This window comes from Stenotrophomonas pictorum JCM 9942 (assembly GCF_001431585.1).
Lineage (GTDB): Bacteria > Pseudomonadota > Gammaproteobacteria > Xanthomonadales > Xanthomonadaceae > Stenotrophomonas > Stenotrophomonas pictorum.
In genome coordinates, this window is record NZ_LLXS01000008.1 from 1 (window position 1) to 22,233 (window position 22,233).

Annotated in this window: 16 protein-coding genes and 1 pseudogene; 6 read left to right on the forward strand and 11 right to left on the reverse strand. The window is 63.9% G+C overall.

What is annotated here, in order from left to right; genetic code table 11:
• From ARC78_RS03285 to ARC78_RS03305, 5 genes and pseudogenes are all read left to right on the forward strand, one after another.
• Positions 1–485: pseudogene (locus ARC78_RS03285) on the forward strand (TonB-dependent receptor); the annotation flags it as partial.
• Positions 486–598: 113 nt separating this feature from the next.
• A complete protein-coding gene (locus ARC78_RS03290; protein ID WP_054658140.1) occupies positions 599–2,908 on the forward strand; it encodes a beta-N-acetylhexosaminidase in 2,310 nt (769 codons plus the stop codon).
• Positions 2,909–3,235: 327 nt separating this feature from the next.
• Complete coding sequence (locus tag ARC78_RS03295) at positions 3,236–4,240, forward strand: glucokinase family protein (protein WP_057505771.1); 1,005 nt, start codon at positions 3,236–3,238, stop codon at positions 4,238–4,240.
• 117 nt (positions 4,241–4,357) lie between these two features.
• Positions 4,358–7,123 (forward strand): TonB-dependent receptor, encoded by a 2,766-nt coding sequence (locus ARC78_RS03300; protein WP_054658142.1) that lies wholly within the window; start codon positions 4,358–4,360, stop codon positions 7,121–7,123.
• Positions 7,124–7,235: 112 nt separating this feature from the next.
• Positions 7,236–9,578 carry a beta-N-acetylhexosaminidase gene (locus tag ARC78_RS03305; protein ID WP_054658144.1) on the forward strand — a complete coding sequence of 781 codons (2,343 nt, stop codon included), beginning with the start codon at positions 7,236–7,238 and terminating at the stop codon, positions 9,576–9,578.
• A 225-nt stretch (positions 9,579–9,803) separates the two neighbouring features.
• Here ARC78_RS03305 and ARC78_RS03310 read toward each other — a convergent pair whose 3' ends face one another.
• Together ARC78_RS03310 and ARC78_RS03315 are read right to left on the reverse strand one after the other, a co-directional pair.
• Positions 9,804–10,199 carry a VanZ family protein gene (locus tag ARC78_RS03310; RefSeq protein WP_083468419.1) on the reverse strand — a complete coding sequence of 132 codons (396 nt, stop codon included), beginning with the start codon at positions 10,197–10,199 and terminating at the stop codon, positions 9,804–9,806.
• Positions 10,187–11,371, reverse strand: a complete 1,185-nt coding sequence (locus ARC78_RS03315) for a class I SAM-dependent methyltransferase (RefSeq protein WP_057505735.1) — start codon at positions 11,369–11,371, stop codon at positions 10,187–10,189. Before ARC78_RS03315 ends, ARC78_RS03310 begins: the two co-directional genes overlap by 13 nt.
• 54 nt (positions 11,372–11,425) lie before the next feature.
• On the opposite strand from ARC78_RS03315, the gene ARC78_RS03320 reads away from it, so the two are divergent.
• Positions 11,426–12,163 carry a pteridine reductase gene (locus ARC78_RS03320; protein WP_057505736.1) on the forward strand — a complete coding sequence of 246 codons (738 nt, stop codon included), beginning with the start codon at positions 11,426–11,428 and terminating at the stop codon, positions 12,161–12,163.
• A gap of 6 nt (positions 12,164–12,169) precedes the next feature.
• Here ARC78_RS03320 and folK read toward each other — a convergent pair whose 3' ends face one another.
• The 9 genes from folK to ARC78_RS03365 form a co-directional block, all read right to left on the reverse strand.
• Entirely contained in the window at positions 12,170–12,658 is a 489-nt protein-coding gene (folK, locus tag ARC78_RS03325) for a 2-amino-4-hydroxy-6-hydroxymethyldihydropteridine diphosphokinase (RefSeq protein ID WP_054657850.1), read from the reverse strand.
• A gap of 143 nt (positions 12,659–12,801) precedes the next feature.
• Positions 12,802–14,325 (reverse strand): response regulator, encoded by a 1,524-nt coding sequence (locus tag ARC78_RS03330; protein WP_054657852.1) that lies wholly within the window; start codon positions 14,323–14,325, stop codon positions 12,802–12,804.
• 6 nt (positions 14,326–14,331) lie between these two features.
• Positions 14,332–14,772 (reverse strand): response regulator, encoded by a 441-nt coding sequence (locus ARC78_RS03335; RefSeq protein WP_057505737.1) that lies wholly within the window; start codon positions 14,770–14,772, stop codon positions 14,332–14,334.
• Between the two features lie 10 nt (positions 14,773–14,782).
• Entirely contained in the window at positions 14,783–16,588 is a 1,806-nt protein-coding gene (locus tag ARC78_RS03340) for a sensor histidine kinase (RefSeq protein WP_054657868.1), read from the reverse strand.
• A gap of 153 nt (positions 16,589–16,741) precedes the next feature.
• Entirely contained in the window at positions 16,742–17,098 is a 357-nt protein-coding gene (locus ARC78_RS03345; RefSeq protein ID WP_054657854.1) for a BON domain-containing protein, read from the reverse strand.
• A gap of 45 nt (positions 17,099–17,143) precedes the next feature.
• A complete protein-coding gene (gene gnd / locus ARC78_RS03350; RefSeq protein ID WP_054657870.1) occupies positions 17,144–18,052 on the reverse strand; it encodes a phosphogluconate dehydrogenase (NAD(+)-dependent, decarboxylating) in 909 nt (302 codons plus the stop codon).
• A gap of 8 nt (positions 18,053–18,060) precedes the next feature.
• Positions 18,061–19,275 carry a hypothetical protein gene (locus tag ARC78_RS03355; RefSeq protein ID WP_057505772.1) on the reverse strand — a complete coding sequence of 405 codons (1,215 nt, stop codon included), beginning with the start codon at positions 19,273–19,275 and terminating at the stop codon, positions 18,061–18,063.
• A gap of 47 nt (positions 19,276–19,322) precedes the next feature.
• Positions 19,323–19,877, reverse strand: a complete 555-nt coding sequence (locus ARC78_RS03360) for a DUF2242 domain-containing protein (RefSeq protein WP_054657858.1) — start codon at positions 19,875–19,877, stop codon at positions 19,323–19,325.
• Between the two features lie 113 nt (positions 19,878–19,990).
• Positions 19,991–22,165 carry a carboxy terminal-processing peptidase gene (locus tag ARC78_RS03365; RefSeq protein WP_054657860.1) on the reverse strand — a complete coding sequence of 725 codons (2,175 nt, stop codon included), beginning with the start codon at positions 22,163–22,165 and terminating at the stop codon, positions 19,991–19,993.
• Between the last annotated feature and the right edge of the window lie 68 nt (positions 22,166–22,233).

Here is a 22,233-nt window from a genome sequence, read left to right on the forward strand (position 1 = left end):
GGTTAATGGGGGGATTACCCTATGAGGTCGCCGTCCCGGTCAACTCCAACGGCAAGGTCACCGGCGTGGAAGTGGCGTACGAACAGCCGATCGGTGACAACTTCGGCGTCAATGCCAACTACACCTATGCCGATGGCAGCACGTCCCATGTATGGGAAGACGGCAGCAGCAACCTGCTGGGCACCTCGAAGAACACCTACAACGTGGGCGGTTACTTTGAAAATGACACGTTCGGTGCCCGCGTCAGCTATACCTATCGCTCGGCCTTCCTGATCGGCCTGAAGGGTGCCAGCCCGTACTACCAGGACGAGTTTGGCACCCTGTCGCTGTCGCTGAGCTACAAGGCAACCGATTGGCTGAGCGTGAGCTTCGATGCGCTCAATCTCAACAACCCGACGCTGAAGTACTACCAGAGCAGCAACATCCCGAGCGCGTTCTACGAGAACGGCCGCCAGTACTATCTGAACTTCCGTTTCAAGTACTGATCTATCCCGGCGCGCACCATCGCCGGTGAGTGTGATGCGCCGGGCCTGGATCATTCCGGGCCCGGCGTTTTTTGTTTAGTACCCTCTCGAACCACAAGAACGGAGCTCCGCCCATGACGAAGTCCCCTCCCGCGCGCAACCGCGCCCCCTGGCTTGGCAGCTGCGTATTGCTGGGCCTCACCGCGTTGCACGCGCATGCAGGCGACCTCGGCGCCCCGCTCCAGCTGATTCCGCTGCCCGCCAGCTACCAGGCGGTGGAAGGAAAAGACTTCGCCATCGGTCCTGCCACCCGCGTAGCCGGCAGCGATGCCACCTCGCGCCGCGTCGCCAGCCAGTTCATCAGCCTGCTGAAACAAAATGGCGGCCCCACGCTGGCCGTGAGCGACAAGGCCAACAAGGCACAGATCCGCTTCCATCTGGACGCTTCCGTGGCGACCGGAACCGAAGGCTATGCAGTGAAGGTGTCCAGCAATGGCATCGACGTCAGTGCGCGGGATGAGGCCGGGCTGTTCTACGGCGCGGTGACCGCCGCACAACTGCTGACCGGCGACAAGACCGGCCAGGTTGCCGCGGCCACCATCGAGGACGCGCCCCGCTTCGGCTGGCGCGGTTTCATGCTCGATTCGGCCCGCCACTTCCAGAGCATCGACGAGATCAAGAAGCTGCTCGATGCGATGGCCCAGCACAAGCTCAACACTTTCCACTGGCACCTCACCGATGACCAGGGCTGGCGCATGGAGATCAAGCGCTACCCGAAGCTGACCGAAGTGGGCAGCTGCCGCGTGCCGCTGGGCGATGCCGGCCGCAACGAGGAGACCGGTGAGCCGCGCACCTACTGCGGCTTCTACACCCAGGAGCAGATCCGCGAGATCGTCGCCTATGCCGCCGAGCGCCACATCCGGGTAATCCCGGAGGTCGACGTGCCGGGCCACGCCACGGCGGCCATCGCCGCTTATCCGGAGCTGGGCGTCACCGACCAGAAGCTGGTCATCGACAACCAGTGGGGCGTGTTCCCCAACCTGTTCAACACCGAAGAAAGCACCCTGCAGTTCCTGAAGAACGTGCTGCTGGAAGTGATCGGGATGTTCCCGGCCGAATACGTGCACGTCGGCGGCGACGAAGCGGTCAAGGACCAGTGGATCGCCTCCGCGCGCGTGCAGGCGGACATGCGCGAACTCGGCCTGAAGGACGAGATGGAAATGCAGAGCCACATGATCAAGCGTCTGGAGAAATTCCTGGAGCAGCATGACCGGCGCCTGATCGGCTGGGACGAGATCCTCGAAGGCGGCCTGCCGCCGGCAGCGACGGTGATGTCCTGGCGTGGCACCGAAGGCGGCCTGAAAGCGGCCAGCGAAGGCCATGACGTGGTGATGTCACCGGTCACCCATATGTACATGGACTACCTGCAGACCGAATCGCCGAACGAGCCGCCAGGCCGTCCGACCACAATCACCCTGCAGAAGGCCTACGAATTCGAACCGGTGCCGGCGGAACTGGCAGCCGACAAGCGCTCCCATATCCTCGGCCTGCAGGCCAACATGTTCAGCGAGCACACCCGCAACAGCCGGAATCTGGAACACAACCTGTTCCCGCGCCTGGCGGCAGTGGCCGAAACCGGCTGGAGTCCGCAGAACAAGCGCGACTTCGAAAGCTTCCGCGCCCGCCTGCCCCGTCAGCTGCAACGCTATCAGGCCATGGATATCGCCTATGCCAAGACGCCGTTCCAGGTGGACATGAGCAAGAAGGGCGACCGCATCGCCGGCACCGCCGAAGTGACTCTGGACAATCCCCTGGGTTATGCGGTGCGCTACACGCTCGATGGCAGCGAGGTCACCGCCAGCTCGCCCCTCTACAACCAGCCACTGCAACTGAAGCTGCCGACCGAGGTGCGCGTGGCCGCGTTCTTCGACGGCAAGCCACTGGCTGCGGAAAACCGCTTCCAGTTAACCCGCGATTCCCTGCGCATCCGCGAAGACACCCAGCTGGGCCTGTGCCCGAACGGTGGCAAGCTGTTGCTGCGACTGGAAGACGACGGCCCGGCCGAAGGGGAGCGCGCGATCTTCAACGTCAACATCTTCAACCCATGCTGGCTGTGGCCAAAAGCCGACCTGCGCGGCGTGCACAGGGTGAAGGTGCGGGCCGGCCGGATCCCCTACAACTTCCAGCTGGCCGGAGATGAGCCTGCCCGCAAGTTCGTACCGGCACGCAGCACGCATGGCGAGATGGACATCCTGGCCAACTGCGAAGGCAAGCCGCTGGCGAGCGTGCCCCTGCCGGCCAACCCCGCCGCCGACGGTTTCCTGGAGCTGGAAGCCCCGATTACCGGCACCGATACCCCCACCGACCTGTGCATCCGCTTCACCGGCGACACCCGCCCGAACATGTGGACACTGGATCGCGTGGAGCTGCAAATGGCGGACTGATCAACCCAGACCCCTGTAGACAGGCCGCTGTAAACAAAGGCCACCGGGGACGGTGGCCTTTTCTTTTGGGAGGACAAAAGGCATGCGAATAAATTTCACAGCCAAAGGCGTCACCCTCCACAAAACGGCTGAAACGTAAGCAAGGTTGCAGGTGAAAGTGAAATATCCCCGTAAATCATTGATATGAATGGGGCATGTACAACCTGATCAATATGAAAATTTTTTGCAACGCAGCTTGACATCGTTGTCACCCAACACGAAACTCCGGCTACCGCAGCGCCCAGACACGCCGCGCGAATCTCCGGGGAAAGTCCAGTGGCCGTCAGCATCCATCCAGCACACGATGTCTTCACCCCCCGCCCTGCCCCCTTGGTGGCCGCGGACGTGGGGGGAACACACGTGCGCGTGGGACTGATCCAAGCGGCTGATGGAGTGCCATCGAATCTGGATGTGCTGTCCTATCGCCAGTACCGCTGTGCCGATTACCCCAGCCTCAGCGCGATCCTTGCCGACTTCCGCAGCCAGGCACCGGGCGTGCGCGAATGCGCCATCGCCAGCGCCGGCTATGCACTGGAAGACGGCACGGTGATTTCGGCCAACCTGCCATGGGCGCTGAGCACCACACGCATCCGCGACGACCTTGGCTTCGAGGCGGTGCACCTGGTCAACGATTTTGAAGCCGTGGCACATGCGGCGGCCCATATCGATGCACGCCAGGTGTTGCAGCTGACCGGCCCGGCCGACGCAGCGTCGGGTCCGACCCTGATCGTTGGCCCCGGCACCGGCCTGGGTGCCGCGGTATGGATTCCCGGCCCGCGTCGCTCGGTGGTGTTGGCCACAGAAGCCGGCCAGGCGTCACTGCCGGCCACCACCGCACTGGAAACGGCGGTACTGCAGCAGATGCTGCGGGGTCGCTCGCATGTCTGTATCGAACAGGCCCTTTCTGGCCCCGGCCTGCTCAATCTCTACATCGCGCTGTGCGCCATCCGCGACGCCCGTCCTGTCCACGCCACCCCCGATGCCATCAGCACGGCCGCCCAGGGCAATGACGATCCGGTGGCGCGTGAAACCCTGCAGCTGTTCTGCGGAATCCTCGGCTCGACCATCGGCGACATGGCGCTGCTGTACGGCATCAAGGGCGGCATCTACCTGGCCGGCGGCATTCTGCCGAAGATCAGCCAGTTCCTTTTGAACAGCACCTTTGTCGAGCGCTTCCTCAACAAGGGGCCGATGACCACGGCGCTGCAAGGCATTCCCGTGAAGCTGGTAGAGCACGGGCAACTGGGCGTCATCGGCGCCGCAAGCTGGTATCTGGGCCGGAGGGACGTCTAACCCGGAGCACTTCCAACCGCAGTACCCCGGTGCATGTGTCGAATCAACCGCGCATGGACCCCCACTACGCAGTGTCCGGTGCACACCGGAAATCCAACAATGATGAGGAGAGACATCATGAGGTACCGCAAGTCCGTACTATCCGCCGCGATCGTCACCTGCCTGAGCTTCTCGGCCCACGCACAGGACGCCAGCCAGAGCGCGACCGACCTTGATCGCGTTGTTGTCACCGGCATCCGCGCCAGCCTGCAACAGTCGCTGGAAACCAAGCGCAATGCCGATGCCATCGTCGATGTGATCACCGCTGAAGACGTGGGCAAGTTCCCGGCGTCCAACGTTGCCGAAGCGATGACCCTCATTCCGGGCGTCACCATCGACAAGGCCTACGGCCAAGGCGAGAAGGTGTCGATCCTCGGTACCGATCCGGCATTGAACCGCACCCTGCTCAACGGCCAGTCCATCGCCTCGGGCGACTGGAACATGTCCGATTTCCCGACCCGCACCTTCAACTACTCGCTACTGGCACCGCAGCTGGTGGGCAAGGTGGAAGTGTTCAAGTCGCCGGAAGCCCGTCTGGAAGAAGGCTCGATCGGCGGCACCGTCATCATCACCACGCGCAAGCCGCTGGATATGCCGGAAAGCACCTCTATCACCGGCCAGGTCAGTTTCGCCCGCAATGACCGCGTCGAAAAGACCGATCCGCAGGCGTCGGTCGCCTTTGGCTGGAAGAACGCTGCTGAGAACTTCGGCGTGATGCTTTCGGCACAGTCCCAGCACGAAAGTATCCGCCGCGACGGCATCGAGGCCTATGGCCATGTGACCGGCAAGGATTACTACCAGGGTCAGGGCGGTGGCGGCTCGGTCATCAATCCGCCGATGGATTGGTCGATCGGTGCGCCGAAGGACCCGACCTGCGTGGGTACCTGCGCCGACACGCTGGCCAACAATCTGACCGCCATTGGCCCGAACTCGATCAGCGCGCACTTCTTCGAACAGGAGCGCAAGCGCAATACCTACTCCGCCACGCTGCAGTTCAAGCCGGTTGAGCAGCTGAGTATCGAAGTCAACGCACTGAAGATCGATGCCAACTTCGATCATATGGCGCAGTCCATGTTCGTGATGCCGGGCAATGCGTGGAACAGCCTGTTCACGATGACCGATGTGACCGTCAAGGACGGCCTGATCACCAGTGGCACCCACAAAAACGGCCTGGCGATTTTCGATCTGCAGAACCGCCGCGCCAAGGTCGAGTCGGAAACCTACGACGTCAAGATCGACTGGAACGATGAGCGCTGGTTCGCCTCAACCCATATCGGCACCACCAAGGCCGAAGGTGGCCCGGAGCAGGTATTCGGCGAGTTTCTGGCACGTACCGATTACACCTGGTCCATCGCTGGCGCACCGAAGAACCCCGGCAGCGTGACCTTCAACGGTGCCAACCCGTTCACCAATCCGGAAATGTTCCAGATGGACGGCGGCTGGGGTGCAGATCCAACCCAGCCGACATGGAATACCGGCTGGGGTGGCAACCTGGTCGAAAAGCCGACCGTGGATAAAGAAACCTACGGCCAGTTCGATTTCGGTCTGAAGCTGGACTCGCCGATCTACATGCTCCGCGCCGGCTACAAGCAGCGTGCGCACAAGACCAGCCAGATCCAGCGCGGCGTGGCTTTGGCGTCGGTTGCCGGTTACGGCGACGGTAACGCTGCAGATTTCGATCCGCGTCCGTTGCCGGGCAACTACCTCAACGGCTTCAGCGGCTACGGTGATCTGGGCAACCGCTTCACCATTGATGGCTGGAAGCTGGCCGACTTCATCTCCAGCGGCGACTGGCTGGCACCGTGGCAGACCATGCCGGAAGTGTCGACCTTCAATGCGGCCGAGTTCGTGCGTAACACCTGGGCGATCGACGAGGACACCAAGGCCGTTTACCTGCAGGCTGATTTCAGCTTCGATCGCCTTCGCGGTAACGTTGGTGTGCGCTATGTGCAGACCAACGTCGGCAGCGGCGCATGGGCCTGTTCGGTCAACGTAAGCTCCTGCCCGGTCGACAAGTACGAATGGCGCGTACAGAAGAGCAAGTACAACAACGCTCTGCCGAACCTGAACCTGGCATTCGACGCAACTGAAGATCTGGTGCTGCGCTTCTCGGCAGCCAAGACCATCGCCCGTCCGGGTTACGCTGACGTCTCCAGCTACCTGTGGCTGGCCGATCAGACCCTGACCGGTGGCGGCGGCAACCCGAACCTGAAGCCGTATCGTTCGACCAACCTCGACTTCTCGGCCGAGTGGTACTTCACCGAAGATGCAATCCTGGCTGGCTCGTTGTTCTATCGCGACGTGTCTGATTACATCCTGATGTCCTCGACCAGCGAGACGCATTGGAACCAGAACCAGAACATCGACACGGTGTATCAGGTTGACCGTCCGCAGAACGCAGGCGACGCCAAGATCAAGGGCGCTTCGCTGGCATGGCAGCAGAACTTCGGTGCAGGTTTCGGCATCGTGGCCAACTACACCTACTCCGATGGTGAAGCCACCGGCGCCAAGGGGGCGACGGACCGTCCGCTGCCGTACAACTCGAAGAACCAGTTCAACATCGCTCCGTTCTACGAGAACGAGAAGTTCGCCGCTCGCGTGACCTACAACTGGCGTGACAAGTACTTCACCAACGTCAGCGGTGGCCGTGACCTGTGGACCATGGACTACACCTCGGTTGACGCCTCGGTGTCCTACAAGGTCACCGACAACCTGACCGTTGCACTTGAAGGCATGAACCTGCTTGATGAGAAGTACCACTCCTATTCGGGCGTGGAACAACTCACCCGCGGTGCATACCTGAGCGGCCGCCGCTTCATGGGCTCGCTGCGCTTCGCCTTCTAATGCAAATCAAGTGATTCACCTGTTTTACTCGCTGTTTTTTCTCCTCCAACGGGCCTAGGGTTTCTAGGCCCGTTTTTTTTGAGATAACGGCACACTTCTTTACGGAGCAACTATGACCCGCCTGCCCACGAATCCTCCCGTCCGCAGCCTGTTGACCAGCTGCCTCCTGCTCAGCGCCAGCTTCACCGCGTTCGCCGCGGACCACGCGGCCCAATCGCTGGCGGTATCCGTGATACCTGCGCCACAGCACGTGCAGCCGAGCCGCTCCAGCGTTGCTGTCAACAACCTCACAGCCATCACTGCCAATGACGATGCCGCTGCAATCGTCGCTCAGCAATTCATCGAATTGCTTGAAAGAACCAGCCCTCTAAAGCTCAAGCAAGCTGACGGAAAGAAAATGAGAGCTGGCGGAATCCATTTCAAACTCGACACCGCTGCGCCAGCCGGTACGAAAGGCAGCTACACGCTGGAGGTGGACGCAAGCGGCATCATCCTGCGCTCCGACAGTTCTGCGGGTCTGTTCAATGGTGCAATGACACTGCTGCAGATACTCACCGCCGAACCGGGCCGCACGGAAGTCACTGTCCCCGCCGTCAGCATCAATGATGCCCCGCGCTTTTCCTGGCGTGGCTTCATGCTCGATTCGGCCCGCCACTTCCAGAGCGTGGAGCAGATCAAGCTGGTGCTCGACGCGATGGCATTGCACAAGCTCAACGTATTCCACTGGCATCTGACCGACGACCAGGGCTGGCGCATGGAGATCAAGCGCTATCCGAAGCTGACCGAAGTCGGCAGCTGCCGCGTGCCGGCCGGCGAGGCCGGCGTCAAGGCCGACGGTTCACCCAACCGGTATTGCGGCTACTACACACAGGACCAGATCCGCGATGTCGTGGCCTACGCTGCCGCCCGCCACATCACCGTGGTGCCGGAAATCGACGTACCAGGCCATGCCCAGGCCGCTGTCGCCGCCTACCCGGAACATGGGGTGGTCGACGGCCCGACCCAGACATCGCACAACTGGGGCGTGAATCCCTATCTGTTCAATCCGCGCGAGGAAACCCTGCAGTTCCTGGAGAACATCCTGAGCGAAGTGATCGGGATGTTCCCCGGCCAGTACGTGCATATCGGCGGCGACGAGGCGGTCAAATACCAGTGGCAGGACTCGCCACAGGTGCAGGCCTACATCCGCGAGCTGGGGTTGAAGGATGAGGAGGCGCTGCAGTCGCGTATGCTCAAGCGTCTGGAGAAGTTCCTGGAAAGCCACGGCCGCAAGCTCATCGGCTGGGACGAGATCATCGAAGGCGGTCTGCCACCCGAAGCGACGGTAATGTCCTGGCGTGGCATCGAGGGCGGCATCGAGGCAGCCACCCATGGCCACGATGTGGTGATGACACCGGGCAATACGCTGTATCTGGACTTCCTGCAGACCAACTCGCCGGATGAGCCGCCGGGCCGCCCGAAGTTCACCTCAATGCAGCGCATCTATGCCTTCGATCCGATCCCGGCCCAGTTGAATGCCGAACAGCGCAAGCATGTGCTGGGCGTTCAGGCCAACATGTGGACCGAGCACACCCGCACGTTCGAACGTCTGCAGCACAACCTGTTTCCACGCATGTCGGCGCTGGCCGAGATCGCCTGGACGCCGCTGGCGCGCAAGAGCTACGACGACTTCCTGGCCCGTCTGCCGGCACAGCTGCAACGCTACAAGGCGCTGGATATCGCCTATGGCCAGACCGCACTGGCCGTGGCAATGAAACGGCAGGACGACCGCGCCGGCAACAAGGTGACGGTAGAGCTGTCCAATCCACTGGGCTACCGCGACATCCGCTACACCACCGACGGCAGCCCGCCCACCGCGCAATCGCCGGCCTACCCCGGTGCGTTGACGCTCCCGGTGCCCACGGAATTGAAGGCGCTGACCTTCTTCAACGGCAAGCCCGTCGCCGATGCCCCCAGCAGCTGGACATTCGATGCCGCCTCGCTGTTGACCCGCACCGACAAGACCCTGGCGCAATGCCCGCAGGGCGGGCGCCTGCTGCTGCGCCTGGAAGACGACAATCCGCTGGAGGGCAGCGGGCGGGACAATTTCGATGTCAGCATCTTCAACCCGTGCTGGCTGTGGGAAGACGCACAGTTGCAGGACATCGCCGCGTTCAAGGTCCGCGCCGGTCGCATCCCCTACAACTTCGGCCTGCTGAAGGAAGAAGAGGCCCGCCGCGGCTACCGCAAGCCTGTGGCCAGGTACGGCGAGTTCGAGGTGCGCGCCGGTTGCGAAGGGCGCGTGCTGGCGTCGGTACCGCTGCCGCAACATCCGGACAAGGACGGCTTCATCGAACTGGAAGCACCGCTGCGCAAGGGCGCCGAACAGACCACCGATCTGTGCATGACCTTCAGTGGCGATACCCGCCCGCAGATGTGGGTGCTGGACCAGATCCAGCTGCAACCGGCCAAGTAATTACCCGGGAGGGCGCGGTGCGTTCCCCAGGGTCCTCTCCACCCTGCGGCCCGCACCGCGCCATCTTTTACAGCCGTCACCGGTGCCGCGCAGGGCCCCGGTGACCTGCCAACCGTAGCAGCCCGCCCGCGTGTGGAAAAGCCGGATAGTGAGCGACGGCACTTCGGCGGCGCACCGCACCCGCTGGTTGCAGCGGCAACCCGGATTCCAGACTGGAACCGCCGCTCAACGCGGCTGCAAACGCAGCAGCAGATCGCGCAGTGGTGTCAGGGTGGTCAGCATCCCCGCGACAACACCGCTGGTGTTGGCCAGCGCATCCATCGGATCGGCCATACGGGTGGCGGTCAGGGCACCTTGCGCCCACTCGATGCCAATCCCCATCAGCACCAGTCCCAGCGCAACCGCGCCCAGCACGCGACGTGTGGCGAACAGCTGCACGGCGCAGGCGGCCAGCACGAAATACGCGAGGAAGTGTTCGAGCTTGTCGCTGTTGGGCGGCAATGCCAGCGGCGGCGGTGGAATCAGACACACCGCAATCACACCCAGCAATGCTACGCACCACAATCCCAACCACAACCGCGCGTGCCGCAACGGTTTAAGCAACGTGCTCACAGGCGCCAAGTCAGATCGCCCATCAGAAAGGCCGCCGAGAAATCCACGTCGCGACTGAAGCCCATCACCTGGAAACGCTCGCCCATCTCGCTGGGCAAGGTCAGCTTCTTGAGCTGATTGCGCAGACCTACCCGCCCGCGTTCATCAGCGTCTTGCTCGGCCTGTTCCAGCAGCCGGGTAATACCGTTGCCGAGCAGGAAGCTGGCCTGGTTGCTGTAACCGGCAAGATCAAAACCGGCATGGGTACCGGCCTCGGCCAGCGCGGTGAAATCCACCGATGCGGTGATGTCCTGCAGGCCCGGCCACAGATACACCTCGTTGTGCGCGCGATGCCGGTAGAACGCGCGCAGCGTGCCATCGGTGCGGTCATGGCGGTAGAACTCCGCACGCGGGTAGCCGTAGTCGATGAACAACATCGCCCCACGCCGCAGGCCACCGGCGACGGCCTGTATCCAGTACGGCAGCTGCGGCAGCACCTCCGAACGGTAGCCGTGGGCGAAAGGCTCCTCCAGATACGCCTCGATGTGGCGGACCGATGCACGCAACAACGCATCGGCCGGCATCGCGCCGCGCACGAAGCGGCCTTGGCCATCCAGCTCCACGGTTTCTTCGTAGATCTCGCCGTCGCTGGCCAGAAAGCGCGGCGTCGGCAATGCATCGATCACCTCGTTGGCGAACACCACCCCGTCCCAGTCGTCATCGAACGGACGGTCCAGCCACTGGACCCGTGCGAACACCTCCGCGCGCAGCACCTTGGCCAGCCGCTCCCGCTGGCGCTCGCGCAGATCCGCACTGGGTTCGAGAATCGCATAGCGCGCAGGCAGTGCATCCAGTTCATGCAGACGCTTGAGCATGACCTCGGCGAATGCGCCACTGCCGCCCCCCAGCTCCAGCATCCGCGCCTGCGGACCCAGTTGCTGCAGCACCGGTGCCAAGGCGTTGGCGGTGGTTGCAGCAAACAACGACCCCATCTCCGGCGAGGTCACAAAATCGCCAGCAGCACCGAACTTGCTGGCGCCGGCACTGTAATAGCCCCAGCCCGGGGCATACAGCGCCAGCTCCATGAAACGTGAAAACGGCACCGCACCGCCCTGGGCGAAGATGTCGGCGCGCAGGTGGTCAGCCAGCTGCTGGCTGTGCGCAAGCGCTTCGGAGTCGGGCGTGGGCAGGTCGGCGTGCATGATGCGGCGGTTTACGGGGACAATGCACAGGATAGCCGAGTGAGGAAACCACAGATGACAGAATCCCAACGGGTGGCCCTGGTCACCGGCAGCGCGCGCCGGATCGGCGCCGGCATTGCGCGGCACCTGCATGCCCATGGTTATCGCATCGCCCTGCATGCCCACCAGTCCGGCGAGGAGCTGCAGTCACTGGCCTTCGATCTGGAAAGTGAACGGCCAGGCAGCGTGCTGGCGCTGGAAGCGGACCTGCGCGATGTTGCCTGCGTGCCGGATCTGGTGGAACAGGCCGTCAGCCACTTCGGGCGGCTGGATGCGCTGGTCAACAATGCCTCCAACTTCTTCCCGACCCCGTTCGGACAGGTGCAGCCGGAACAGTGGGACGAGCTGTTTGCGGTCAATGCCCGCGCGCCTTTCTTTCTCGCCCAGGCCGCCGCCCCACACCTGCGCCGCCAGCGCGGCGCCATCGTCAACCTGACCGATCTGCACGCCACCCAGCCGCTGCGCGACCACCCCGCCTACAGCGCGGCCAAGGCGGCACTGGAAATGACCACCCGCACGCTGGCGCTGGAACTGGCCCCGCACGTGCGGGTCAATGCGATCGCGCCCGGCGCCATCCTCTGGCCGGAACAGGGCAAGAGTGAGGCAGCCAAACAGAAGCTGATGGAGCGTACGCCGCTGGACCGTCTGGGCACGCCGCACGAAATCGCCTCGGCGGTGCGCTGGCTGCTCGACGATGCCGGTTACATCACCGGGCAGACCCTGCGACTGGATGGCGGCCGCACGCTGACCTGAGCCGGCTCAGGCTTCCAGTTCGACGACGTCGAAGGCCTGGCCGTATTGCGGGTGGGCCTGCCACATCTGACGCAGGGTCTGGTGGCGCACGGGATCAACGAAATCCGGGGCGATATCGGCCAACGGCTTGAGCACGAACGCGTGCTTGAGCTCGGGCCGCGGAATGCGCAGATGGCCCGGTCCTTCCACCACCAGATCGCCGTAATACACCACGTCGATATCCAGCGTACGGTCACTGAAGCGCGGGCCGCTGCGGTCACGCCCGTGGGCATCCTCCACCGCATGCAGCCACTGGTCCAGCTCCAACAAGGGCATCTGCGTTTCCAGCATAACCGCGTTGTTGAGGAAATCCGGCCCGTCAAAGCCGACCGCGGGGGTGCGATAGGCCGGGGACACGCGCAGCGGACTAAAACGCCCGCGCAGCACTTCCACCGCCAGATGCAGATAGTGTTGCGGCCGCAGATTGCTGCCCAGGCTCAAGAGCACGGTGGTCATCGGTTGTCACTTGCCTGCGGCACTGCCGTGGTGGTTGGCACCATCATCAAGGCCGCGTGGAATCGGAGCGCACATGATAGGGCAGCAGTGAAGCAATGCCGACGCTGGCGTCGGACAAATCATGGTACTGACGCCAGCAGAACTCAGCTGACGCCAAGGGCATCGGCCACCGCGCGGAACACCCGCTGCATTTCCAGCGGCTTGGGCAGGGTGTGCACCCGGATGCCCGGCGGCGGAGGTATCTGATCGAAAACCCGCTCACCGGCCTCTTCCAGCACGATGGCCGGGCCATGGAAACCCATGCCGTGCATTTCAGCCAGCAGCTGGCCGGCCGACAGCAGCGGGATGCCCGCATCGACCAGCAGCACATCCGGCAATCCTGCCTGCTGCAGGTGCCGCAGCGCCGCGGCGCCATCCGCGGCCAGACGCAAGCGGTAGCCCTGACTGGAAAGCGCGTTGCCCAGCAACGACAGCCGTACCGCTTCGTCATCAACGATCAGTACACGCTGCCCGCGTCCGCCCGGAATCGCGGCCGGCCGCTCCCCGTCATCGGCCGCCAGCTCCGCACTCAGCGGCAGCAGCAGATCAAAGCAAGTGCCCTGTCCGGGCACGCTCTGGACGCTGATCACGCCTCCCAGGCCCTCGACGATGCGCCGGCATGAAATCAGACCCAGGCCGGTGCCCGTGCTCTTGGTGGTGAAAAATGGAGTGAAAAGCCGTTGCAGCGTCGCTTCATCCATGCCCACGCCCTGGTCCTGCACGCGGATGCACAGTTGTTCGCCTGCCACCGGATCAAACGCGCGCTCGGCAACCAGCCGCAACTGCCCGCCATTGGGCATGGCCTGGATCGCGTTCAGACACAGATTGAGCAGCACCTGCTGCAGCTCCGTGTAGTTGGCCTCCACCGCCAGACGTTCGTCGGCCACCTCCAGATGCAGCTCGACCGACGCGGGAATATTGCTTTTGAGCAGCATTCCCACCGCCTGGAACAGGCGCGACATTCCGACCGATTCGCTGGGCTGCCGCGAACCGCGCACGAAAGACAGCATCGACTCGGCCATCTCATGACCGCGACGCCCGCATTCGGCGATCACATCCGCCAAGCGGATCACCTTGGGATCATCGCTGCGGTCACGGATCAGATCCGGCACGATCAGCAGCGGCTGCAGGATATTGCGCAGATCATGGCTCAAGCCCGCCGCCAGCAGCGCCAGGCTTTCCAGACGCTGCGCACGCATCAGCTCCTCCTCGACGCGCGCGCGCTCCTGCGCACTGCGCGCATCACGGATGGCGCGTGCGACCGCGGAAGGAAGCCGGGCCGGGAGGTGCTTGATGATGTAGTCGTTGGCGCCGTTATGCAGTGCTTCCACTGCGGTTTCCTCACCCATGGTGCCGGAAACAAAAATGAAGGGAGTCTGTGGATGCAGCTCACGCACGATCCGCAGCGCCTGATAGCCGGAAAAACCCGGCATGCTCAGATCCGACAGCACGATATCCGGCGCTTCCTCCGCCAACGCGTCCAGCAGATCCTGCTCGCTGTCAACGCGTTGGAAACGCGCCTCCAGCCCGGCGTCCAGAATCTGGTCGCACAGCAACTCTGCGTCTTCCTGCGAATCCTCCACCAGCAGGATCCGCAGCGGGCCCAACGGAGCTCCCATATTTGGCATCTGCCGTCACTCCAGCTCGGGGGCCTGGTTGATCACCGCCCAGAAGGTACCGATCGTCTTGACCGCGCTGAAGAACTGGTCGACGTCGACAGGCTTGACCATATAGGCGTTCACGCCCAGATCCCAGCTGCGGGCCAGATCACTTTCCTCGCGCGAGGACGAAAGGATCACCACCGGCAGCCGTTTCAGCTCTTCCTCGGCGCGGATGCGCTGCAGCACTTCCAGGCCATCCATACGCGGCATCTTGATATCCAGCAGCAACACCGCCGGCAATCCATCCTCGCGGCCCGCAAAGGCGCCACGGCGCAGCAGGAAATCCAGCGCTTCCACGCCGTCTTCCACATGGACGATGGGATTGGCCAGGCGCGCATCACGCAAAGCGTCGATCGCCATCTCGGCGTCAGCGGAACTGTCTTCGGCAATCAGGATCGTACGGAGTGGATTCATGTCACAACCTTCAACTGTGCGCCTCAGGCGCTTGCGGGGGAATAATGAAATGGAACGTTGCGCCCTTGTCGGTCTCGGCCTCGGCCCAGATGCGCCCGCCATGGCGCATCAGCACCCGGCGCACGCTGGCCAGCCCGATGCCGGTACCCGGGTAGTCGCTGGCCTTGTGCAGCCGCTGGAACACCCCGAACAGCTTGCCGGCGTACTGCATGTCGAAGCCGGTGCCATTATCACGCACGGAGAACTGCTGACCGCCGTCGGCAAGTGCCCGGGACGTCACCTCGATCACCGCTTTGTCGCGACCGGCAGTGTATTTGACCGCATTGCCCAGCAGGTTCAACCACACCTGCCGCATCATGTTCTCGTCGGCGATCAGCACCGGCAGCGGTCCGATCTTCCACTCGATCTCGCGGTGGGCACCATTCTCCGGCTCCTCGGCCTTGAGATTGGAATCCAGCAACGAGCGGGTATCGTCCACCAGCGACTGCATATCCACCGTCTGCATCCGCATCGCACCGCGCCCCAGGCGCGAGTAGACCAGGAGGTCATCGATCAGCGCCGCCATCCGTTGCGCCGAACCGGTGATCACCTCCAGATAGTGGCGCGTCTTCTCGTCGGCGCCGTCGCCCAGATGGCGTCCGAGCTTGTCGGCGAATCCGGCCACATGCCGCAACGGTGCACGCAGATCGTGTGATACCGAGTAGCTGAACGCCTCCAGCTCGCGATTGACCTCGGCCATCTGCTCGACCTTGCCTTCCAGCTGGCGGTTGAGCTCCTCCACCCGCACCTGCACGGCGCGCTGCAAGGTGATGTCACTGACGGTCATCAGCACCACTTCATCGTCCGCATCCGGCAAGGGCATGCGCCGGGCATTGATCAGCATGGTTCTCACCATGCCATCGATGCTGCGCTGCTCGTGCTCGAAATCCCACAACTCGCGTCCACGCAACAGCACGTCCGCCAACCGCTGGCGGATGATCGCATCGGCCCACACTCCATCTCCGATCGATTGCAGCGGCCGCTGGTTGATGTCCTCGTGGTTGACGCTGTACAGCTCTGAAAACGCGGTATTGTGCAGCACCACCCGCTGTTCGTGATCCAGCAGCACGATCGGCTCGCGGACGGTCTGCAGCACCGAGTTGGCGCGGGCGCTGGCCTTGATCAGGCGCAACTCCGCCTCGGCACGGCCGCCTATCTGGCGCTTGAGCAGCCACAACACCAGGCTCAGCAAAAGCAGCTGCACCACCAGCGCGCTCCACGAGACGATCGACGACACACGCTGCCGTCGTTCGGCGGTGGCGGCGCGGTCGGCCAGCAGTTTTTCCTCGTGCTGCTGCAGTTCCTCCACGAGCATGCGGATGGGATAGCGGAACGTCATCTCCTCGATCATCGCCCGCTGGTGCGGGGAATCAGGACTTTGTGCCACTTCCTTGGCCAGCTCCATGCGGCGCTCGAGCATCGACTCGATGCGGCCCATGCGTACCAGCTGTTCCGGACTGTCTTTGACCAGCTCGGCCAGCTCCTGCATGGTGGCCTGCATGCGGTCCATCCTCTGCAGACGCTCATCCAGGGCTGGAGACTGGATACCCTTGGACAGGGTCAGTGCCGCCGACTCCACATCGCGGATATCGGCCTGCAGGTTGTACAGGCGCGCGCCCACCGCCTGGGTATGGGCAACCCAGTTGGCGGCATTGACGCTTTCACGCGACAGCTGCCGCATGGTAAGTGCTGGAACCACGATGATCAGGAAGGCCGCCAGGCCCAGGCCGATCAATCGCCAGCGATCCCAACCATCATCGGTGAACCTTGACAGCATCATCTCCCCTTGCATTGCTGGCCGTTACAAACAGCCGGGTAGGTCTATCACCTGCGTGGAGCAGGCTTGAACTCTCCTGCCCCGGATACCTGCCGCCGAAGCATTGCATGATTTACCCGCGGAGTGAACGCCGCGTCCGGCTTCATGCGACGTTCAACGCGGCATGGCAAATCCCGTGATTTTCAGTGCGGAAGCATCGACCGTGGCAACGCCGCGGGTCTGCATGCACAACGCGATGATCTGCTGCCGGGTCAGCTCCCCTTCCACGGTTCCCGCCAGCACAACACGCCCCTGCGATACCTCGACCGCGATTTGGGCACGACGCTCACGCACCAGCGGGACCAGCGCGGCTTTGATCCGGGTGGAAATCCACGCATCACCCGATGCCGTGGATGCATCGGCCGGAGGCGTTGGCACGGCATCTGTCCCGCTGGCTGGCTGCGCGATCGCGGCATCCACCAGCAGTGTGCAGACAAGGCCCAGCACGAACCCCCGCGTTGTCTTGTTCATCGCAGCGCTGCTCCGCCGGCCTGTACCCATCTGATGCCCCCATCGCTATGCATCTGTCTTCCTGATCGCGTGACCACCGAACTGACGGCGCATCGTCGCCAGCATCCGGTCGGTGAAGGAATTGCGCTGACGTGAGCGCAAGCGCTCCTGCAACGACAGGGTGATCACCGGCGCCGGCACCTCCAGATCGATCGCCTCGGCCACTGCCCAACGGGCTTCCCCCGAATCCTCGACATAAGGGGCGATCCCCGCCAACGTGGGATTATCCCGCAGCGCGTCGGCACCGAGATCCAGCAACCAGGAGCGCACCACGCTGCCATGGCGCCACAGCTCGGTCACTTGGGCCAGATCCAGTTCGAACTCGGCCTTCTTTTCCATCAAGGCAAAGCCTTCGGCATAGGCCTGCATCATTCCGTACTCGATGCCGTTGTGGACCATCTTGCAGAAGTGTCCGGCACCCACCGGTCCAACGTGCGCCCAGCCCCGGTCCATGGCCGGCGCCAGCGCCCTGAAAAGTGGCGCCAGTCCGGCCACCGTGCCGACATCGCCGCCCACCATCAGGCAGTAGCCCTCCTCCCGCCCCCAGATGCCGCCGCTGGTGCCGCAATCGACGAAGGCGACCCCACGCTCACCGCAGCGGGCCGCGCGCGCTTGCGACTGCTTGTACCAGGAGTTGCCGCCATCGATCACCACGTCTCCGTTCGATAGCAGCGGCAATAACGCACCCAGCGTTGCATCCACCACCGTGGACGGCACCATCAGCCACAGCCGCCGGGGCGCGGGTATTGCGTGAACCAGATCCTGCAACGTGTCGCTGGTGGCAATACCGGCAGCCGATACCTGCTCCCGGGCTTGGGCCGCGGGATCAAAGCCCTGCACATGGATACCCGCGCGATGCAGCCGCTGCGCCATGTTGGCGCCCATGCGCCCCAGACCGATCATTCCCAGTTGCACGCCGCACCTCATCTTGTGCTGAAAGACATTTCATTGCCGCACTCGCGCAGCCGGGCGCCGATCCAGCGCTGATAGAGCGTGGAATGCACATTGTGCAATGCCAGATCGATGCTGAAAGGTGTACGTGGATTGCGATCCAGCAGGCGCACGATATGGTAGCCAAGCGGCTTGACGCCTTTGGGATGTACGTAGATCAGCAACTCCCGGTACACCGGATCGGCCAGCAGCGCATCGATCCGGGCCAGCACCGCCTGTTGTTCCGCCGGCAGCGCGGCACGCAGTGCCGGATCGCGCTCATGCAACAGACGTTCAAAACGACGCCACCCACTTCCCGGCATCTGTTGTGAAAGCTGCCATATCTGCCGGTTGACGCGGTCGTAGTGGGCAAATCCGCCATGCCGCGCCAGCGCCTGTGCGGCCGCTGCACTGAGATCGGTGATGATGAAGTTCTCGGCCTGGTTGTTGATGTCATCCAGAAACCTGCGCTCGAACACATGCTCGATGAACCCCGGCACCGCCATGAACGCCTGGCGCCCCCGCGCCGAGGTGCGCACCGCCTTGCCATCGGCGAACAGCTCGCCGGCACTGCTGCCGAGCAGGATGCTCTGCGTATCGTGCAAAGTCAGGAACGTGCCGATCGAAAGCTCCGCGGCCGTGAACTCGCGGTCGAACAATACATCGCCATACAACTCGCGCTGGGTGGCCAGCTGGGCGATCTGCCGCCCGACTCCGCATTCGGAACGCACGCTGCCGCGGTAGAAGGCATCCATCGCGCGCGCATTGCCGGCCACGGGTGCATACCCCCGGCCGAAGCTGCGGAAGCGCTGCCACCCCTGCGCCCGCGCGCCGCCCACCCCGAAGCCGATCCAGCCCAGCTGCAATGCGGAAAAGCGGTAGTTCGTATTGGCCTGCAGCCGTGTCGTGGCGGTGCGTGCCGCATCACCGAGCCGGAACGCATAGGCGCAGACGCTGGCGGGACTCTGCAGCAATCCCGCGGCGAACTGCTCGCGCTGGCTGGCACTGTAGCGGGCGGGAATATGTACCTGCAGATCGCCCAGGCGCTGCGCCTCCATCACCAATCCCCGCTCGCACGGTCGGCCAGCCAGCACCTGCGGCTCCGCTGCGGACGTCGGCGTGATCCGCCAGCCCAGCTCCTGCAGCAGCGCAATGCCGCAACCGGCACGCGCCTGTGCGGCGAGCGGCCAGCCAGACACGGCGCACAACACCAATCCGCACGCCGCGGCCTGCCATATCCGGCCGCGGTGATGGCTCACCGGGCCACCCCGTCGGGTATCTGTGGCGCGGCCACCTCCTCCACATACTGCTGCAGGCGGCCGAAGAAATTGCGATAGAACAGCGCATCCTGCACGGTGCGGCTGGCCACGCGCACCAGCGAATCGTCATTGCTGCCAAACGGCACGGACACCGAACCCACCGCACCGACACCGACGCTGGCCGAGGTCGGTGATTTCTTCAGCGCATAGCGCTCCTGCACCGCACTGGCGAATACTTGCGCGCGGCCATCGGCGCGGCCCACGCACGACACCCGCAGCAACAGCTGCTCGTGCACTTCGTCCTTGGGCTGGAAATTCTTGCTGCCTTCGACACTGCCCGCATCGGCGCGGGTGACCGCATAACCTTGGCTGAGCAGCGCGCGACGAGCAGCCTCGCAGGCCTGGGCCGGCGCCACCTCGAGATTGCGCGAATAGGTGTCACCCGAATCGAACGACTCGCGCAGCACCGTGCTGTCGGCAACCTTGCCGCCACATGCGGCAAACGCCAGCGAGACGGTTCCGACCAGCAGATGCAACCGGCAGCCAGGCATGGGCGCTCCTCGTTTACCGAAGGCACTCAGCATAACGCCGCCAACGTCGCAGGACGTTGACGGCGTCATTTACAGCGCACCGGTACTGGCACTGCGCCCGGCACACAGGAAGATCAGTCGGCCCAGCGTCCTGGGCCACTGGACTGCGGCAGCACCTGCGCCGACAGCGGACGGTCCTTTTCCAGGAGATTCAGGGCGTCGGCCAGGATCGCGGCCGACTCCCTCAGCAACGGATCCGGGCGCTTCTCGGCAGCCTTCTCGCGCTCAGCATCCTTGACGATGTCGCGCTCGTTGCCGGTCAGACCGTCATCGGTGCTGTCCTCGGCCAGCGGATCCAGCGGCAGGCCCAACTCCTTGCGGATCTGCTGGCGCTGCTTGCGCTGGGCATCCTGCTTTTCCCGCTCGGCGCGGCGCTCGGCCTCGTTGAGCGAGATGTACTTCTTGGCGGCCTCGGTGCGGAACTGCTGCACATCCTCTTCCCACCACTGGAACTCGCGGTCGCTACGCACGCGTTCGGCATGGCGGGTTTCCAGCCGCGGCAGGATCGGCGCGAAATTGCCGTACTGGGTGTGCGGCACCGCGGCGATGCGGGTCCAAGGCAGCGCGTTGTCGTAGGTGCTCTCGCCGAATTCGCTGGCATCGACACTGGCCGGGAACGCCAGGTCCGGCACCACACCCTTGTGCTGGGTGGAAGAGCCGCTGACACGGAAGAACTGGGCGATGGTCAGCTTGACCTGGCCGAAGCGCTCTTTCTCGCTGGCCGGCCAACGGTCCAGCGGCACCACGTTCTGCACGGTGCCCTTGCCGAAGGTGGTCTCACCGATCACCAGACCGCGGCCGTAATCCTGGATGGCACCGGCGAAAATCTCCGAGGCCGAGGCCGAGCCACGGTTGATCAGCACCGCCAGCGGGCCGTCCCAGGCCACCGCCGGGTTGCGGTCGCTGTTGACAGTGACGCGGCCGCCCGATTCACGCACCTGCACCACCGGGCCCTGTTCGATGAACAGACCGGTCAGTTCGATGGCCTCATCCAGCGAACCCCCGCCGTTGTTGCGCAGGTCCAGCACCACGCCATCGAGCTTGTCGGCCTTGAAACCGGCCAGCAGCTTGGCCACATCGCGCGTGGCCGAGGCGTAATCGGTCGCGTTGCGACGGCGGCCTTCGAAGTCCTGGTAGAACGTGGGCAGCTTGACGATGCCGATGCGACGCTCCGGCTCGCCGGCAGCGCCCGGAATGGTCATCGTCTCGCCCTTGGCGGCCTGTTCGGACAGGCGGATCTTCTGCCGGGTCAGCGTCACCATGCGGTGCTTGCCATCCAGTCCCTCGGCGGCGGGAATGTATTCCAGCCGTACCTGGGTGTCCTTGGCACCGCGGATCTTGGCCACCACGTCGTCGATGCGCCAGCCGATCACATCTTCCAGCGGGCCGGACTTGCCCTGGCCCACGCCGACGATGCGGTCACCGGGCTTGAGCGTGCCATCCATCGCCACCGGGCCACCGGGCACCACTTCGCGGATCACCACCACATCGTCCTGACGCTGCAGCTGCGCGCCGATGCCTTCCAGCGACAGCGACATGGCCTGGTTGAAGTTCTCCGCAGTGCGCGGGGTGAAGTAATCGGTATGCGGGTCCACCGCGCGGGTGTAGGCGTTGAGGTAGAGCGAGAACACGTCCTCGTTCTTCGACTCGTTGATGCCCTTGAGCAGCGTGGCGTAACGCTTGTCCAAGGTCTTGCGGATATCGGCGGCCGACTTGCCGGCCAGCTTCAGCCGCAGCCAGTCGTTCTTGACCGACTTGCGCCACAGCTCGTCCAGCTCCGCCGACGTGCTCCAGGGCACCTCCTTGCGGTCGTATTCAAAGCGCTCTTCCAGGGTGAAATCCGGCTCGCGCTTGAGCAGCCCGCGCGCGTAGGCCACGCGATCGGCCACCCGCTGGCGGTACACCGCGAACACCTGGAAGGCCGGGTCGAGCTCACCGCTGCGGATCGCCGTTCCCGTATTGGCAGCCAACGGCGCAAAGCGCTCCACGTCCTCGCGGGTGAAGAACTGCTTGCCCCCGTCCAGCGATTCCAGATAACGCTTGAACACGTCCTGCGAGGTCGCCGCATCCAGCGGACGCGGGCGATAGGCGTAGCGGCTGTCCGAGAGCAGTCCGTACACCAGCTTGGAGGTGGTCGCCTGATCGACGGTCGCCGTGGAAGGCAGCGCCGGCGTGTCGGCACGCGCCAGCAACGCGGCCGGCGCCGTCAGCGCCAAAGCCAGCAAAAAGGCGGGGACTCGATAGTTCATCTAGATACTCGTGACACCAGACGGTAGGGGGAGACTGCGCGCAGTTCGGACACCCGGACAGTGCCGAA